General features: G+C 71.2%; 13 protein-coding genes and 1 pseudogene. 11 read left to right on the forward strand and 3 right to left on the reverse strand.

The window, feature by feature from the left end; all coding sequences use genetic code 11:
- Positions 1–56: 56 nt before the first annotated feature.
- On the reverse strand, positions 57–1,037 hold the full coding sequence (locus tag ACWDR3_RS05515) for an ATP-binding protein (protein ID WP_450351003.1): 981 nt from the start codon (positions 1,035–1,037) through the stop codon (positions 57–59).
- Between the two features lie 101 nt (positions 1,038–1,138).
- On the opposite strand from ACWDR3_RS05515, the gene ACWDR3_RS05520 reads away from it, so the two are divergent.
- A complete protein-coding gene (locus ACWDR3_RS05520) occupies positions 1,139–1,963 on the forward strand; it encodes an oxidoreductase (RefSeq protein ID WP_450351004.1) in 825 nt (274 codons plus the stop codon).
- Positions 1,964–2,353: 390 nt separating this feature from the next.
- Here the strand turns inward: ACWDR3_RS05520 and ACWDR3_RS05525 are convergent, their stop codons facing one another.
- Positions 2,354–3,187 (reverse strand): HAD family hydrolase, encoded by an 834-nt coding sequence (locus tag ACWDR3_RS05525; protein WP_450351005.1) that lies wholly within the window; start codon positions 3,185–3,187, stop codon positions 2,354–2,356.
- A 612-nt stretch (positions 3,188–3,799) separates the two neighbouring features.
- On the opposite strand from ACWDR3_RS05525, the gene ssd reads away from it, so the two are divergent.
- The 7 genes and pseudogenes from ssd to ACWDR3_RS05560 form a co-directional block, all read left to right on the forward strand.
- Positions 3,800–4,912 (forward strand): septum site-determining protein Ssd, encoded by a 1,113-nt coding sequence (ssd, locus tag ACWDR3_RS05530; protein ID WP_450351033.1) that lies wholly within the window; start codon positions 3,800–3,802, stop codon positions 4,910–4,912.
- 500 nt (positions 4,913–5,412) lie between these two features.
- The gene (locus tag ACWDR3_RS05535; RefSeq protein ID WP_450351007.1) at positions 5,413–6,597 is read left to right on the forward strand and encodes a TadA family conjugal transfer-associated ATPase; all 1,185 of its coding nucleotides are present in this window, start codon (positions 5,413–5,415) and stop codon (positions 6,595–6,597) included.
- Between the two features lie 91 nt (positions 6,598–6,688).
- Positions 6,689–7,534, forward strand: a complete 846-nt coding sequence (locus ACWDR3_RS05540; RefSeq protein ID WP_450351034.1) for a type II secretion system F family protein — start codon at positions 6,689–6,691, stop codon at positions 7,532–7,534.
- A 112-nt stretch (positions 7,535–7,646) separates the two neighbouring features.
- The gene (locus tag ACWDR3_RS05545; RefSeq protein WP_450351009.1) at positions 7,647–8,435 is read left to right on the forward strand and encodes a type II secretion system F family protein; all 789 of its coding nucleotides are present in this window, start codon (positions 7,647–7,649) and stop codon (positions 8,433–8,435) included.
- A gap of 131 nt (positions 8,436–8,566) precedes the next feature.
- The gene (locus ACWDR3_RS05550; RefSeq protein WP_450351011.1) at positions 8,567–8,776 is read left to right on the forward strand and encodes a DUF4244 domain-containing protein; all 210 of its coding nucleotides are present in this window, start codon (positions 8,567–8,569) and stop codon (positions 8,774–8,776) included.
- Positions 8,763–9,152: a TadE family type IV pilus minor pilin gene (locus ACWDR3_RS05555; RefSeq protein WP_450351013.1), complete on the forward strand. Its 390-nt coding sequence runs from the start codon at positions 8,763–8,765 to the stop codon at positions 9,150–9,152. Before ACWDR3_RS05550 ends, ACWDR3_RS05555 begins: the two co-directional genes overlap by 14 nt.
- Positions 9,153–9,166: 14 nt before the next feature.
- Positions 9,167–9,433: pseudogene (locus ACWDR3_RS05560) on the forward strand (Rv3654c family TadE-like protein); the annotation flags it as partial.
- Positions 9,434–9,473: 40 nt separating this feature from the next.
- Here the strand turns inward: ACWDR3_RS05560 and ACWDR3_RS05565 are convergent.
- Entirely contained in the window at positions 9,474–12,161 is a 2,688-nt protein-coding gene (locus tag ACWDR3_RS05565; protein ID WP_450351014.1) for a DEAD/DEAH box helicase, read from the reverse strand.
- Positions 12,162–12,241: 80 nt separating this feature from the next.
- On the opposite strand from ACWDR3_RS05565, the gene bldG reads away from it, so the two are divergent.
- From bldG to ACWDR3_RS05580, 3 genes are all read left to right on the forward strand, one after another.
- Positions 12,242–12,583 (forward strand): anti-sigma factor antagonist BldG, encoded by a 342-nt coding sequence (gene bldG / locus ACWDR3_RS05570; protein WP_003975386.1) that lies wholly within the window; start codon positions 12,242–12,244, stop codon positions 12,581–12,583.
- Positions 12,584–12,699: 116 nt separating this feature from the next.
- Positions 12,700–13,131: an ATP-binding protein gene (locus ACWDR3_RS05575; RefSeq protein WP_123998665.1), complete on the forward strand. Its 432-nt coding sequence runs from the start codon at positions 12,700–12,702 to the stop codon at positions 13,129–13,131.
- Positions 13,132–13,451: 320 nt separating this feature from the next.
- A complete protein-coding gene (locus ACWDR3_RS05580) occupies positions 13,452–15,860 on the forward strand; it encodes a sodium-translocating pyrophosphatase (RefSeq protein WP_450351015.1) in 2,409 nt (802 codons plus the stop codon).
- Positions 15,861–15,949 lie beyond the last annotated feature (89 nt).

The following is a 15,949-nucleotide window of genomic DNA, read 5'->3' on the forward strand; positions in this document are numbered from 1 at the left end:
CGCCGGCGGGCTCGGCCGTCGTCGCGCGCGAGCGTCACACGGCGGTGGTGAGCCCCTCATACGGCGGTGGTGAGCCCCTCGCCGAGCACGAATCCGGGGTCGACCTGCGCCGCCAGGTCGACCCCGGTGCGCTCGTTGCCCCAAGAGGCCGCGTTCTTCAGATGGAAGTGCACCGTCTGGCGCGTGTAGCGCTCCCAGTCGCGCAGGTCGTACGTCGCGTCGGCGGCGACCTGAAGGGTGCGCAGGGCACGGCGGTTGACGTCCTCCAGGAGCTCGAACCGGGGCGGCCGGCCCTTCTCCATGGCGCGCACCCAGTCCGAGTGCCCGACGGTCACCAGCAGGTCGTCCCCGACCTCGGCGCGGAGGAAGTCGAGATCGTCCTGCCCCTGCACCTTGTTGCCGACGACTTTCAGTACGACGCCGAAGTCACGGGCGTACTCCTTGTACTGGCGATAGACGGAGACCCCCTTCCGGGTCGGCTCGGCGACGAGGAACGTGATGTCGAAGCGGGTGAACATGCCGGAGGCGAAGGAGTCCGAGCCCGCCGTCATGTCCACCACGACGTACTCGCCCTGCCCGTCCACCAGGTGGTTCAGGCACAGCTCCACCGCTCCCGTCTTGGAGTGGTAGCAGGCGACCCCCAGGTCGGCGTCCGTGAAGGGGCCGGTGACCATCAAACGGACGGCGCCGCCGTCGAGTTCCACCGGCCGCGCGCAGGCCTCGTACACCGGGTTGTCCTCGCCCACGCGCAGCAGCCGGGAGCCCTCGCCGGGCGGGGTCGTCTTGATCATCGTCTCGGCGGACGCGATACGCGGATTGGAGCCGCGCAGGTAGTCCTTGATCAGCGGCAGCCGCTCACCCATCGCGGGCAGCCCGGCCGCCTCGGTGTCGTCAAGGCCCAGCGCGGCACCCAGGTGCTGGTTGATGTCGGCGTCGACCGCGACGACCGGCGAGCCGGCCGCCGCGAGGTGGCGGATGAACAGGGAGGACAGGGTCGTCTTGCCGCTGCCGCCCTTCCCGACGAAAGCAATTTTCATGTTCACGAAGGGTAGTCGGGAGGTAGCTGTAGGTGTCAGGCGTACGTGAAGAAGACCACTCCTTCGTGGGGCCCGCGCCCAGGGTGCGTAGGGTCGTACTCATGAGTACGACAGGCGCGACCGCTGATCCGCTCGCGGCCCTGGGCGCACTGCCCGGCGTGGCCGAGTCCGTGGAGTCCGTGCGCAAGTCCGTGGACCGCGTCTACGGGCACCGGATCATGCGGCGCCGCAGCAACGAGATCACCTCCGAGGCCGCACTGCGCGGCGCGCGCGGTTCCGCGGCGCTGTCCGGCGCGGACTGGGCGCTCGAAGAGGTGCGCAGGCGGACCGACTTCAGCGGCGACACGGACGCGCGTGTGGTGGGCGCCGCCCTGCGGCTGACCGCCGAGGCGGGTCAACTCCTGTCCATCTGGCGGCAGTCGCCGCTGCGGGTGCTGGCCCGGCTGCACCTGGTGGCCGCCGCGAGTTCCGACGACACGGTCGGACGACCGCGGCAGCAGGGGGAGCCGGTCGACGAGCCGCTCGTCGAACTGCCGCTGCCGGACGCGGCCGAGGTGCACGGACGCCTGGAGGGCCTCTCCGAGCTGATCATCAAGGGCAGTTCGGCGCCCGCCCTGGTGACGGCGGCGATCGTGCACGGCGAACTGTTCGCCCTGCGCCCCTTCACCTCGCACAACGGCCTCATCGCGCGCACGGCCGAACGCATCGTCCTGGTGGGCAGCGGCCTCGACCCGAAGTCCGTGTGCCCCGCGGAGGTCGGCCACGCCGAGCAGGGCCGCGCGGCCTACCTCGCGGCGCTCGACGGATACGTCTCCGGCACCCCGGAGGGGATGGGCGCGTGGATCGCCCACTGCGGCAGATCGGCCGAACTCGGTGCGCGCGAGTCGACGGCGGTGTGCGAGGCGCTTCAGCGCGGGGCGGCGTAAGGAGCCTGCGGGGCCTGGGAGTTCGCGGAACTTTCGGAGTTTCCGGCGTTCTTGGAGTTCCCGGACAAGAGTTGCGGCGGTACGAGGATTCGTACCGCCGCTGGCATGTTCACCGGGTTACCAAGCGTCCTCGAAATATTGCCCATCAGGTCGGGAACGTGGCCCGTCACCTGGTGCGGCTGGCCCGTAATCGACGGGTCGACGTCGCGTGGGTGCCCTGTGTTCATGCGCGGTCCGTGGGGCCAAATGCGATTAATGAAGGTGATCCTCTCGGATGTCCTTGGCTTCGCGGGCCGGTAATCCCTTTGTACTCCAGGACCGAAGCAAGCGGAACCCCCGGCTGTGCTTCTTTACTTTTACTCTCAATCAGGTCCAAAAAGGGCGGCGTGATCAGGCAGTTGCCGCCCGACGTCGGCTGGCGTACCAGACCAGGCCCGCGGTGGCCGCCGCGGCACCTATCGCCGCGGCCGCGACGAGCGCCGGGCGGGGCGGTACGGAGAGCGTCGGGATGCGCTGCTTGAGCCGCACCGGGCGGTGGAAATCGAGAATGGGCCACCCGCGCGCGAGTGCTTCGCGCCGCAGCGCCCGGTCCGGGTTCACGGCGTGCGGATGGCCGACCGTCTCCAGCATCGGCAGGTCGGTCGCCGAGTCGCTGTAGGCGTAGCAGCGCTCCAGGTCGTACCCCTCGGACTCGGCCAGCTCCTTGATGGCCTCGGCCTTCGTCGGGCCGTACGCGTAGTACGCCACCTCTCCGGTGAAGCAGCCGTCCTCGCCGACGACCATGCGGGTCGCCACCACTCGGTCCGCGCCGAGCAGTTCACCGATGGGCTCGACCACCTCGGCGCCCGACGTCGACACGATGACGACGTCCCAGCCGGCGGTGTGGTGCTCCTCGATGAGGGAGGCGGCCTCGTCGTAGATGATCGGGTCGATCAGGTCGTGCAGCGTCTCGGCGACGATCTGCTTGACCTGTTGAACGTTCCAGCCGCGAACCAGTGCGGACAAGTACTCCCGTGTGCGCTCCATCTGGTCGTGGTCCATACCGCCGACGAGGAAGACGAACTGGGCATAGGCGCTCCGCAGGGCGTCCCTGCGGTTGATCAGGCCGCCTTGGTAGAACGACTTGCTGAACGTGAGCGTGCTCGACTTCGCAATGACCGTCTTGTCCAGGTCAAAGAAGGCGGCTGTGCGGGGCAACGAGTGGTTTTCCACGACCCCGAGCATAGGCGCAGCCCATTCGGCGTAAGGTGTGGCGCGTGGGTTTGCCTGAGAGGGCCTTCGGGTACACCATGGAAGTCACGGATCGTTCGCGACCGTGCTAACGCGGTCCGGCTCCTCCCCCCCCCGAGTCGGCCGTGAAGGCGACCCCCACTCTCCCCCCCGGTGGGGGTCGTCGCATGTCCGGGTGGGTTTCTCCCTTGTTGTAGGCGGTCGTTCGGCCGTGTCGAGGCGGCTGCGGCCGCCTCTTTCGCATGTCCGCAATCCGTCACTGTGCGTAGCCGTCGGGCTGCTCTGCGGAGGGTTTCCTGGGCAGTCCGGGGCGGCCGGGGCCGCGGTACAGGCATTGGTACAGGCCTCACCGGTATGGGTGACGGCGATATTCACAGGCTTCGAGTTGTCCACAGATTTCGACCAAGATCCACAAGATTTTCAGGATCGCTGCACCGTGATTCAAACGCGTCCCGCCGGCACCGAGTTCATGACCGGAACCGCGGTTTGTCGGGCGGGTTTGGCCGGTTCCTATCGGCCGTTCATATGGAGGGCCTCTCACCGGTTCTTCACGCGTTTGGGAATCGCGTGGCCGCAGGGGCTGCGCGAGAGATGCAGCGAAGGGGGATGGAGATCGTGGCCGGAGCCGTCACACACGAACCACCGCCCGCCGCCTCGGGGCGGCAGGCCGGACCGTTGATCGTCACGGAGGACGTGGGTCTGCTCGACGACCTGCTGCGTCTGTGCGCCGCGGCCGGCGCGACGCCGGAGGTGCACCACTCGGTGCCGGAGCGCGCGGGCGGCTGGGAGGCCGCGCCGCTCGTACTGGTCGGCGACGACGCCGCGCGGCGGGTGCGCGGAGCCGCCCGCAGGCGTGGAGTGGTGCTGGTCGGGCGCGATCAGGACGACTCGGGGGTCTGGCGCCGGGCCGTCGAGATCGGCGCCGACCATGTCCTGATGCTGCCCGACGGGGAGCAGTGGCTGGTCGACCGCATCGCGGACGTGGCCGAGGGCGTCGGACGCCCCGCCCTCACGGTCGGCGTCATCGGTGGCCGCGGCGGAGCGGGAGCGTCCACGCTCGCGTGCGCCCTCGCCGTCACCTCCGCGCGTGAGGGGCTGCGGACGCTGCTGGTGGACGCCGATCCGCTCGGCGGCGGACTCGATGTGCTCCTCGGCGGCGAGACCGCGGAAGGGCTGCGCTGGCCCGCGTTCGCAGCCTCCCGCGGGAGGGTCGGCGGCGGCGCCCTGGAGGAGTCGCTGCCCGAACTCCACTCCTTGCGGGTCCTCAGCTGGGACCGCGGCGACTGCGTCGCCATCCCGCCGCAGGCCGTGCGGGCGGTGCTCGCCGCCGCCAGACGCCGGGGCGGCACGGTCGTCGTCGATCTGCCGCGCCGCGTCGACGACGGCGTAGCCGAGGCCCTCGCCCAGCTCGACCTCGGGCTCCTCGTCGTCCCCGGCGAACTGCGCGCCGTAGCGGCGGCCGGCCGGGTGGCCTCGGCGGTGGGGATGGTCCTGCGCGATCTGCGGGTCGCGGTACGGGGGCCGTACGCACCGGGGCTCGACGACCGCGAGGTGGCGAGGCTGCTCGGCCTGCCACTGGCGGGCGAGGTGCCCGTCGAGTCGGGACTGCGGCGCGCGGGCGAGGCGAAGGCGCCGCCGGGTGGGGCGGGGCGCGGTCCGCTGGCGCGGTTCTGCAAGGAGTTCTGGGAGCGGGCGTTGCTGGAGGTGGGGAGCGCGTGAGGACGGGTTCAGGGTCGGGGGTTGGGCAGATGGGCAGGGGGGGAGGCGCGGGCCGAGGCGGCGGGGGCCGAGGCGGTGGAAGCCGGGACGAGGGAGGCCGAGGCGGGGGCGGAGACCGAGACGGGGTTGGGGGCCGAGGCGGGGGCGCAGGTCGAGGCGGGGTTGGGGGCCGAAGCGGGGGCGGAGACGGTTCGGCGGTTGGCGCGGTGCGGGTGTCTGCGGGAGTGGCTGCGCGGGTGCCTTCCTGGGCGTCGGCGGGGGTGCCGGATGAGGTGCCTACGGGGATGTCGTTCCGGGCGGCGTCGGCGGTGCCGTTCCGGACGGCGCCGGGAGCGCCATTGCAGGCGTCGGCGGGAGTGCCGTCGCGGACCTCGCCGGGGCTGCCGTCCCGGGATTCCTCAGGGGCGCCCTCGCGGGCTTCTTCTAGGGTGGCGCCCCGGACTTCCTCGGGAGCGCCGTGGGGGTCGAGCGGTGGGTCGGACGGCTGGTCGGCAGCTGCGGTGGCTGCGCCTGAGATTCCGTCCGGGCTGCTCGACGGGGTGCGGCAGTGGCTGGTCGAGAGTGGGGCCGAGCCGACTCCCGCGCGGGTGGCGCAGGCGCTGCGAGAGCAGGGTCGGGTGCTTGGGGACGCCGAAGTCCTGGGGGCGGCCGAGCAGTTGAGGTCCGAACTGGTCGGCAGCGGTCCGCTGGAGCCGTTGCTCACCGATCCGTCGGTGACCGACGTGCTGGTGTCGGCGCCGGACCGGGTCTGGGTGGACCGGGGCGGCGGACTGGAGTTGACCTCCGTGGCCTTTCCGGACGCGGCGGCGGTACGTCGGCTCGCGCAGCGCCTGGCGGCGGTGGCCGGACGCCGACTCGACGACGCCCGGCCGTGGGTGGACGCACGGTTGCCCGACGGGACGCGTCTGCACGCGGTGCTGCCACCCGTGGCCGTCGGCTGCACCTGCCTGGCCCTTCGGGTTGTACGGCCCCGGGCCTTCACGCTCGACGAACTGGTCGCGGCGGCCACGGTGCCGCCGGGCGGGGACCGGGTGCTGCGGGCGCTCCTTGAGGCACGGCTGTCCTTCCTGATCAGCGGGGGTACCGGCACCGGCAAGACGACTCTCTTGAGCGCGCTGCTGGGACTGATCGGGCCCGGCGAGCGGATCGTGCTCGCGGAGGACTCGGCGGAGTTGCGGCCGGACCATCCACACGTGGTCCGACTGGAGACCAGACCCGCCAACCAGGAGGGCGCGGGCCTGGTCACCCTCCAGGACCTGGTCCGGCAGGCGCTGCGGATGCGACCCGATCGGCTGGTCGTGGGGGAGGTGCGCGGAGCCGAAGTAGTGGATCTCCTGGCCGCGTTGAACACGGGCCATGAGGGCGGCTGCGGCACGGTCCACGCCAATGCGGCCGCGGACGTACCGGCGCGGTTGGAGGCGCTCGGCGCGGCGGCCGGGCTCGATCGGGCGGCGCTGCACAGCCAGTTGGGGGCTGCGTTGGCGGTGGTCCTGCATCTCGTGCGCGACCGGACCGGACGGCGGCGGATCGCTGAGGTGCATGTGCTGGAGCGGGACCAGTCCGGGTTGGTGCGGACGGTGCCGGCGCTGCGGTGGGGGGAGGCGGCGTTTGTGTACGAGCGGGGGTGGGAGCGGTTGCGGGGGTTGTTGGAGGGCGGGTTCATCGATGGGGGACGTGATGGGTGAGGCGGCGATGGCGGGGATGACGGAGGCCGTGGTGACGGAAGCCGTGGTGACGGAGGCGGGGATGGCGGGGATCGGGATGGCGGAGACGGCGATGGGGGCGGCCCTGGTGTGTGCCGGTGCGGTCGTGTGGCTGTTGGGCGAGCGGCAGTCGGGGGCCCGGCGGGCGCAGTTGCTGTTGGCGGGCGGCGGGGCGGTAGGTAGCGGGCTGCCGTTCTGGCGGGAGGTGTTGGGGGAGTTGCGGCGGCTTCGGGGGCGGCTGGGTGCTGAGTGGTGGGCGCCGGTTGCCGGGCTGGTGGTGGCTGTACTGGGTGGGTCGGTGTTGCCGCTCGTTGCGGGGGCGGCTGGGGTGCCGTTGCTGCGGCGGGTGCGGGTGGCGAGCGAGGCTCGGCGTTCCCGGGAGCACCGGGCGGACGCGGTGATCGCGCTGTGCGGGGCGGTCGCCGGGGAGGTGCGGGCGGGGCGGCAACCGGGGGAGGCGTTGCTGCATGCCGCGCGTGACTCCGGCGGGCTCGGGGACGGGCAGGCCGCGGTGCTGGCGGCGGCGCGGTTCGGCGGCGACGTCCCCGGGGCGCTCGCGGCGGCGGCCCGGCAACCGGGTGCGGAGGGCCTGCTGGGCCTGGCCGCGTGCTGGCGGGTGGCGGTCGGTCAGGGGGCGGGCCTGGCGGCCGGACTCGACCGGCTCGAAGGGGCGTTGCGTGCGGAACGGGACCAACGTGCCGACCTTCGCGCCCAGTTGGCCGGCGCGCGATCGACGGCCGTGATGCTCGCCGGCCTGCCGGTCCTGGGCCTCCTGCTCGGCGTGGCCCTGGGCGCCGACCCCCTGCACGTCCTGCTGCACACCGGCGCGGGGTTGGGGTGCCTGGTGGTCGGGGGCGTGCTGGAGGGGGTCGGGATGTGGTGGGCGATGCGGATCGTGAAGGGGGCGGAGGCGGTGTGAGGGCGGGAGCGGGCGTGATCAGGAGGCGGTGTGAGGGCGGCCGTATGACGTGGGCGAGAGGTGGCGGCGTGGTGTCGGGAGTGGGGCTGGAGTGCGGAAGGGGCTGGGCGGTGTGAGTGCGGAAGTTGTCCACAGGGTGGGGGTGACCTTGGGGGTGTTGTTCGTCCTGGGGTGGCTGTTGCGGTGGGTCGAAGGGGTTCGGCGTGAGCGGAGGGTGCGGCGGCGGGTGGCCGAGTTGCTGGCCGCTGCGGAGCTGACGTCCGGGCGTCCGTGGGGCGAGGTGCGGGCGGGGGCGTGGCGGCAGTTGCCCTTGGTGGCGGTGGGGTGCGCCGGGTGGGTGCTGGTCGGGGGTGTGGCCGGTGTCGTCGCGGGGCTGGTCTTCGCGGCCGGGCTGTGGTGGTGGCGGGAGCGGCAGTCGGCGGCGGGTGGTGTGCGGGCGTACGACGAAGGTGAGGCGGCGCGTCAATTGCCTCTCTCGTCCGACCTGTTGGCCGCCTGTATCGCCGCGGGCGCCGGTCCCGTGGTCGCCGCTCAGGCGGTGGGCGAGGCGCTCGGTGGGCCCGTCGGGGAGGCGCTCGCTCGGGGTGCGGCGGAGGTGCGGCTCGGTGGGGAACCGGCCGAGGCCTGGCGGAGGTTGGCCGCGCTGCCCGGCGCCGGGGCTCTGGCCCGGTTGCTGGAACGCGCCGATGTGTCCGGGCTCCCCGCCGCGGGGCCGGTCGCCCGGCTGGCGGCGGAGGCTCGCGCCGAGTGGACGCGTTCCGCGACGGCGCGGGCGAGACGGGCGGCCGTGATGGTCACCGTGCCGGTGGGGCTGTGCTTCCTGCCCGCGTTCATCGCGGTCGGCGTACTGCCCGTGGTGATCGGGCTGGCGGGTGGGGTGCTGGGAGGGGGTGGTGGGTGACGAGGGGCGAGTAGCCGTCGCTGGCGGACGAGATTGGTAGGCCGGAGGGCCTGCACCGAGAAGCGCGGCGCCGACCAGCGCCGCAGCAAGACACAGAACGTCAACAGGACTGATTCCTCACGGGGGTTGAGATGTACAAGGTGATGCGGGCGCGGCTGCGTGCCCTGGTGTGCGGGGCGTGGGCGGCGCGACGGGATGCCGGGATGGTGACGTCGGAGTACGCGATGGGGATCGTGGCCGCGGTGGCCTTCGCGGTGGTCCTCTACAAGGTGGTGACCAGCGGGGAGGTGAGCGCCGAGCTGCAGGGCATCGTGAAGAGGGCGCTCAATGCGGGGATGTGAGCGCGGAAGAAGGAGCGGCCGTGAGGAGGGCGCGGACCGGGGGTTCGTGACGGCGGAGTCGGCCGTGGTGCTGCCCGTGCTGGTGCTCTTCGCGATGGGGCTGGTCTGGGGGCTGTTGGTGGTGGCCGCGCAGATCCAGTGCGTGGACGCGGCGCGTGCGGGAGCCCGCGCCGCTGCCCGCCAGGATCCGGCCGACGCGGTGGCGGAGGTGGCCCGTGGGGTGGCACCGGGCGGTGCGAGCGTCACGGTCAGCCGGGAGGGGGACCGGGTTCGAGTGGCCGTGGTGGCCAAGCCGCCGGCGCTGAGCGGTCTGCCTTTCGAAGTGCGGGAGGAGGCCGTGGCGGACGCGGAGGAGACGGTGGGGGTCGGGGGATGAGGAGCAGGACAGTGATGCCGGCGGACGCCGATCGGGGTTCCGCCACCGTCTGGAGCCTCGGTGCCATCGCGGTGCTGTGCGTGGTGTTCGGGATCGTGCTCGCGATGGGGCACGCCGTCGTGACCCGGCATCGCGCGGCCGGCGGTGCGGATCTCGCGGCGCTCGCGGCGGCGGACCACTGGGCGCAGGGTGCCGCGGCGGCCTGCGCCCGGGCGGACGAGGTGGCCCGTGCGCAGGGCACCCGGCTCGTGCGGTGCGCGATCGTCGGCGATACCTCGGACGTGACGGCGGCGTCGGGGCGGGGTCCGTTCGCGGCGGAGGTCAGGGCACGGGCGGGGCCTGCGGGTCCGGACCCGGCGTCGGTCCCTCCACCGGCAGGTCTCGCGGGTCCGGTTCCACCACCGCCCCCTCCACCGGCAGGTCTCCCGGGCCCGGTTCCACCACCGCCCCCTCCAGGAGCTGCTCACCAGGCCGCTCCCCAGCCCCAGCCCCAGACTCAGCCTCAGCCTCAGCCTCAGCCTCAGCCTCAGCCCTAACCTCCCCCTCCTCCCCGGCCTTCTCCTCCGGCGCTCCCCGAAGCAGCACCGTGAGAAGGCGCACAGCCCCCCGCTTGTGCAACGGATCGTTGCCGTTGCCGCACTTGGGGGACTGGATGCAGGACGGGCAGCCGGCCTCGCACTCGCAGGAGGCGATGGCCTGGCGGGTGGCGGTCAGCCAGGCGGCGGCGGTGTGGAAGGCGCGCTCCGCGAAGCCCGCGCCGCCAGGGTGGCCGTCGTAGACGAAGACCGTGGGGAGCAGGGTGTCGGGGTGCAGGGGGACCGAGACTCCGCCGATGTCCCAGCGGTCGCAGGTCGCGAAGAGGGGGAGCATGCCGATCGAGGCGTGTTCGGCGGCGTGCAGGGCGCCGCCGAGGATCTCCGGGTTGATCCGGGCCTCGTCGAGCTGGTCCTCGGTGACCGTCCACCACACCGCGCGGGTGCGCAACGTACGAGGAGGGAGGTCGAGTTTGGTCTCGCCCAGGACTTCGCCGGTGATGAGCCGGCGGCGCAGGAAGGAGACGACCTGGTTGGTGACCTCGACGGAGCCGTAGCACAGGCGGCCGTCGCCCCAGGGGATCTCGGTGTCCGTGGACAGGACGGAGATGGCGGTGGTGTCGCGGGCGACCGTCGAATAGGACGGGTTGGCCTGCTCCACCAGGGCCACCGAGTCCTCCAGGTCCAGGGAGCGCACGAGGTAGGTGAGGCCCTGGTGGAGGTGGACCGCGCCCTCGTGGACGGTCGTGTGGGCCGAGCCCGCGTCGACCGTGCCCATGAGGCGGCCCGTACCGGCTTCCACTATCTGGACCGGGCGACCGCCTTCGCCACGGATGTCGGCCAGGTCGGCGGCCCGTTCCCGGCGGGTCCAGTGCCAGGCCTTGGTCCGGCGGCGCAGGAGCTTCGCGGCCTCCAGCTGGGGGAGCAGTTCCTCGCAGGCGGGGCCGAAGAGGGGCAGGTCGTCGTCGGTGAGCGGGAGTTCGGCCGCGGCCGCGCACAGGTGCGGGGCGAGGACGTACGGGTTGTCGGGGTCGAGGACCGTGGATTCGACGGGCTGGTCGAACAGGGCCTCGGGGTGGTGGACGAGGTAGGTGTCCAGGGGGTCGTCGCGGGCGACCAGGACGGCCAGCGCGCCCTGTCCTGAGCGGCCCGCGCGGCCCGCCTGCTGCCACAGGGAGGCACGGGTGCCCGGGTAGCCGGCGATCACGACGGCGTCCAACCCCGAGACGTCGATGCCGAGTTCGAGGGCGGTGGTGGCGGCGAGGCCGAGGAGTTCGCCGGAGTGGAGGGCCTGTTCGAGGGCGCGGCGTTCCTCGGGGAGGTAGCCGCCGCGGTAGGCGGCGACGCGCCGGGCGAGGGAGCGGTCGATCTCGGCGAGGCGCTCCTGGGCGATCACCGCGATCAGCTCGGCGCCGCGCCGGGAGCGGACGAAGGCGACCGAGCGCACGCCCTGCAGGGTGAGGTCGGTCAGCAGGTCGGCGGTCTCGGCGGTGGCCGTGCGGCGGACCGGGGCGCCTCTCTCGCCGTGCAGTTCGGTGAGCGGGGGTTCCCAGAGGGCGAAGACCAGTTCACCGCGCGGTGAGGCGTCGTCGGCCACCTCGACCACCGGGAGGCCGGTGAGGCGGCGCGCTGCGACCGAGGGCTCAGCGGCGGTCGCGGAGGCCAGCAGGAAGACGGGGGAGGAGCCGTAGCGGGCGCAGAGGCGGCGCAGTCGGCGCAGGACCTGGGCGACGTGCGAGCCGAAGACGCCGCGGTAGGTGTGGCATTCGTCGATGACGACGTACTTCAGCGACTTCAGGAAGGAGGCCCAGCGGGGGTGGGACGGGAGGATGCCGCGGTGGAGCATGTCCGGGTTGGTCAGGACATAGTTCGCGTACTGGCGGATCCACTCGCGTTCCTCGAACGGGGTGTCACCGTCGTACACGGCGGGACGTACCGCATTTCCCAGAGGTTGTGAAAGTTCCTTCACGGATCGCCGCTGGTCTGCGGCGAGCGCCTTGGTCGGGGCGAGGTAGAGAGCGGTGGCGCCGCGGCCGTTCGGGGCCTCGGAGCCGTCCAGGAGGGTCGAGAGCACCGGGACCAGGTAGGCCAGCGACTTGCCGGAAGCAGTCCCTGTGGCGACGATCACGGATTCGCCGTCCAGGGCGTGCTCGGCGGCCCGTGCCTGGTGGGCCCAGGGGTGTTCGATACCGGCCGACTGGACGGCGGCGATGACTTCCGAACGAATCCGGTCAGGCCAGACGGCATGACGGCCCTCACGTGGGGGCAAGTGCTCCGTATGAGTGATGCGCGAGGCCCGGCTCGGCCCGGAAGCGAGTCGGCCCAGGACCGTGCCCGGCGAGAGCCGGGAAACGGGGTCCGTCGGGGATCTGTCGGATCGATGATTCTTGGCCATCGGCACCGAGTGTGTCACTGGCGTGACGGACAATGGGACCAAGGCGTCGTGCACGCCTGCCGGTAAGTGATTGAATGCCATCGCGGCTGGCGATCCGTTCCGGGGGCTCTGCCGAGGTGTCCCGAGGGGCGACCGCTCGATAGCAAGGTGCTGGAGGATCCGTGGACCTGTCCCTGTCGACCCGTACCGTCGGCGATCGTACGGTCGTCGAGGTCGGTGGAGAAATCGACGTATATACCGCGCCAAAGCTGCGCGAGCAGTTGGTCGAGCTGGTGAACGACGGGAGTTTCCACCTCGTCGTCGACATGGAGGGCGTCGACTTCCTCGACTCCACCGGGCTCGGCGTGCTGGTCGGCGGCCTGAAGCGGGTGCGTGCCCATGAGGGCTCGTTGCGCCTGGTCTGCAACCAGGAGCGCATTCTCAAGATCTTCCGCATCACCGGCCTCACCAAGGTGTTCCCGATCCACACCTCGGTCGAGGAAGCGGTGGCGGCCACCGACTGACCACCGTCCCACGGAGCGGGAAAGGACCGCTCCAGGACGGAAGAAGTACCAACAGGGGGTCCGGGCTTTCGGCGGCCCGGTCCCCCGACAGCACGCCCGAAGTCTTAGGGGGATGCATGGCCACCGTTGAACTCCGCTTCAGCGCGCTGCCCGAGCACGTCAGGACCGCCCGACTGGTGGCGGCAGCGGTGGCGCGCAGGGCCGGAGTGGACGAGGCCGTCCTCGACGAGGTCAGACTCGCGGTCGGCGAGGCCTGTACCCGTGCCGTGGGGCTGCACCAGAGCGGTGGCATCACCGCCCCCGTGAAGGTGCTGCTGATCGAGGAGGAGAAGCAGTTCTCCATCGAGGTCGGCGACGAGGCGCCGCATGCGGCCCCCGGTGACAGCGCTTCGGGATCGGCGGGCGACGATGTGGACATCGAGGAGGACGAGATGGGTCTCGCTGTCATCAGCGGGCTCGTCGACGATGTCGAGGTGACCGCAGGAGAGCACGGCGGACTGATCCGCATGACCTGGCCGACCACGCCGCCGGCCGCGGTCCTCTCCTGAGTTCACCCCAGTTCAGCCATTGAACTAACTCTCGTACGATCTTCAAGGGCCCTGCTGAGCAGGGCCCTTGGTGTTTTTCAGTCGCACCCCGGGAATTCGTGAATCTATTCACGATCAATGGCCCGATAATTCGATCAAGCGCCGACGCAGGCGTCAATGCCTTCGGGGCATTACTCCATTCGGGTTCCGTGGCGTGTTGTCGATCATTTGCTGTAGGGCATGTGAAGGCTAATTCCGTTTACCGCGCTCTGTTTTGATCAGGTGCGGGTACCTAGAATCCGTCCACATCTTGAGCTCAGCACAGGCGTCAAGGAGGACGAATGGCGGGGCTTTCTACCCCTCAGCAGTTGGATCACCCCACAACCCTCGCAGCAGCGGTACTGACCGACGGCAACCGGGTCATCGTGATCGTGATCGCGGTGGTCGCCCTGGCCGCGCTCGTGGTCGCGGGCGTCCTGGTACGCCAGGTGCTCGCGGCGGGCGAGGGCACCGACAAGATGAAGGAGATCGCGTCGGCGGTCCAGGAAGGCGCCAACGCCTATCTGGCCCGACAGATGCGCACACTGGGCGTATTCGCCGTCGTGGTCTTCTTCCTGCTCATGCTGCTGCCCGCGGACGACTGGAATCAGCGCGCCGGACGATCGGTGTTCTTCTTGATCGGCGCGGGTTTCTCGGCGGCCACCGGCTATATCGGCATGTGGCTCGCCGTGCGCAGTAATGTGCGGGTCGCCGCGGCGGCCCGGGAAGCGACCCCGGCGGAGGGAGAACCCGAAAAGGATCTCATCACCGTCTCGCACAAAGCCATGAAGATCGCTTTCCGCACGGGCGGCGTCGTCGGCATGTTCACGGTGGGGCTCGGTCTGCTGGGCGCCTCGTGCGTGGTGCTGGTGTACGCGGCCGACGCGCCGAAGGTGCTCGAAGGCTTCGGCCTCGGCGCGGCCCTGATCGCGATGTTCATGCGTGTCGGCGGCGGCATCTTCACCAAGGCCGCCGACGTCGGCGCCGACCTGGTCGGCAAGGTCGAGAAGGGCATTCCGGAGGACGACCCGCGCAATGCCGCGACCATCGCCGACAACGTGGGCGACAACGTCGGCGACTGCGCGGGCATGGCGGCCGACCTCTTCGAGTCGTACGCCGTGACCCTGGTGGCCGCGCTGATCCTCGGCAAGGCCGCCTTCGGCGACTCCGGACTGGCCTTCCCGCTGATCGTGCCCGCGATCGGCGTCGTCACCGCCATGATCGGCATCTTCGCGGTCGCCCCGCGCAGGACCGACCGCAGCGGCATGTCCGCGATCAACCGCGGCTTCTTCATCTCCGCGGTGATCTCGCTCGTACTGGTCGCGGTGGCCGTCTTCGTCTACCTGCCCGGAAAGTACTCGGACCTGGATGGCGTCACCGATGCCGCGATCCGGGCCAAGGACGGCGATCCGCGGATCCTCGCGGTCGTCGCGGTGGCGATCGGCATCGTGCTGGCGGCCGTCATCCAGCAGCTGACCGGCTACTTCACCGAGACCACCCGCCGCCCGGTGCGCGACATCGGCAAGACCTCGCTCACGGGGCCCGCCACCGTCGTTCTCGCCGGAATCTCGCTGGGTCTCGAATCGGCCGTCTACACCGCCTTGTTGATCGGCCTGGGCGTCTACGGTGCCTTCCTGCTCGGCGGTACGTCGATCATGCTCGCGCTGTTCGCGGTCGCGCTGGCCGGCACCGGCCTGCTCACCACGGTCGGCGTGATCGTCGCCATGGACACCTTCGGGCCGGTCTCCGACAACGCGCAGGGCATCGCGGAGATGTCCGGCGACGTCGAGGGCGCAGGCGCGCAGGTGCTCACCAACCTGGACGCGGTCGGCAACACCACCAAGGCCATCACCAAGGGCATCGCCATCGCCACCGCCGTCCTGGCCGCGTCGGCGCTCTTCGGGTCGTACCGGGACGCGATCACCACGAATGTGGCGGACGTGGGCGAGAAACTCACCGGGGCGGGTGCGCCACTGACCCTCTCCATGGACATCTCGCAGCCCAACAACCTCGTCGGGCTCATCGCGGGCGCCGCGGTCGTCTTCCTCTTCTCGGGGCTGGCGATCAGCGCGGTCTCGCGGTCGGCGGGAGCGGTGGTCTACGAGGTGCGGCGGCAGTTCCGCGAGCACCCCGGGATCATGGACTACACCGAGAAGCCGGAGTACGGGCGAGTCGTCGACATCTGTACGAAGGACGCTCTTCGGGAGCTGGCCACACCGGGTCTGCTCGCCGTGATGGCGCCCATCTTCATCGGGTTCACGCTCGGTGTCGGCGCGCTCGGCTCGTATCTCGCCGGCGCGATCGGCGCGGGCACGCTGATGGCGGTGTTCCTCGCCAACTCCGGTGGCGCGTGGGACAACGCCAAGAAACTCGTCGAGGACGGTCACCACGGCGGCAAGGGCAGTGAGGCCCACGCCGCCACCGTGATCGGCGACACGGTCGGTGACCCCTTCAAGGACACCGCTGGACCTGCGATCAACCCGCTGCTGAAGGTGATGAACCTGGTGTCGCTGCTCATCGCGCCCGCGGTCATCAAGTTCAGTTACGGCGCCGACAAGAATCTCGGCGTCCGGATCACGATCGCGGTCCTGGCGTTCCTGGTCATCGTCGGGTCGGTCTACATCTCCAAGCGGCGCGGGATCACCATGGGCGACGAGGAGGAGGACGGGGACCAGACGGCCAAGTCGCCGGATCCCGCGGTGGTTTCGTAGGCGGTCCCACGACACGGTCCGACCAGGTCGGCCCAAGGGGCGGGCGGGAGGCGCGCGTTGACGCGTCGACCGCCCGCCCTCGTGTGTGT

Source organism: Streptomyces sp. NPDC001002 (assembly GCF_053599215.1).

Bases quoted from the DNA above. Each gene is read 5' to 3' on its own strand.
- ACWDR3_RS05550 (WP_450351011.1), top strand. From the start codon at position 8,567: ATGTACAAGGTGATGCGGGCGCGGCTGCGTGCCCTGGTGTGCGGGGCG.
- ACWDR3_RS05580 (WP_450351015.1), top strand. From the start codon at position 13,452: ATGGCGGGGCTTTCTACCCCTCAGCAGTTGGATCACCCCACAACCCTC.
- ACWDR3_RS05520 (WP_450351004.1), top strand. From the start codon at position 1,139: ATGAGTACGACAGGCGCGACCGCTGATCCGCTCGCGGCCCTGGGCGCA.
- ACWDR3_RS05515 (WP_450351003.1), bottom strand. From the start codon at position 1,037: ATGAAAATTGCTTTCGTCGGGAAGGGCGGCAGCGGCAAGACGACCCTG.
- ACWDR3_RS05555 (WP_450351013.1), top strand. From the start codon at position 8,763: ATGCGGGGATGTGAGCGCGGAAGAAGGAGCGGCCGTGAGGAGGGCGCG.
- ssd (WP_450351033.1), top strand. From the start codon at position 3,800: ATGGAGATCGTGGCCGGAGCCGTCACACACGAACCACCGCCCGCCGCC.
- ACWDR3_RS05540 (WP_450351034.1), top strand. From the start codon at position 6,689: ATGGGGGCGGCCCTGGTGTGTGCCGGTGCGGTCGTGTGGCTGTTGGGC.
- ACWDR3_RS05575 (WP_123998665.1), top strand. From the start codon at position 12,700: ATGGCCACCGTTGAACTCCGCTTCAGCGCGCTGCCCGAGCACGTCAGG.
- ACWDR3_RS05565 (WP_450351014.1), bottom strand. From the start codon at position 12,161: ATGGCATTCAATCACTTACCGGCAGGCGTGCACGACGCCTTGGTCCCA.
- ACWDR3_RS05525 (WP_450351005.1), bottom strand. From the start codon at position 3,187: ATGCTCGGGGTCGTGGAAAACCACTCGTTGCCCCGCACAGCCGCCTTC.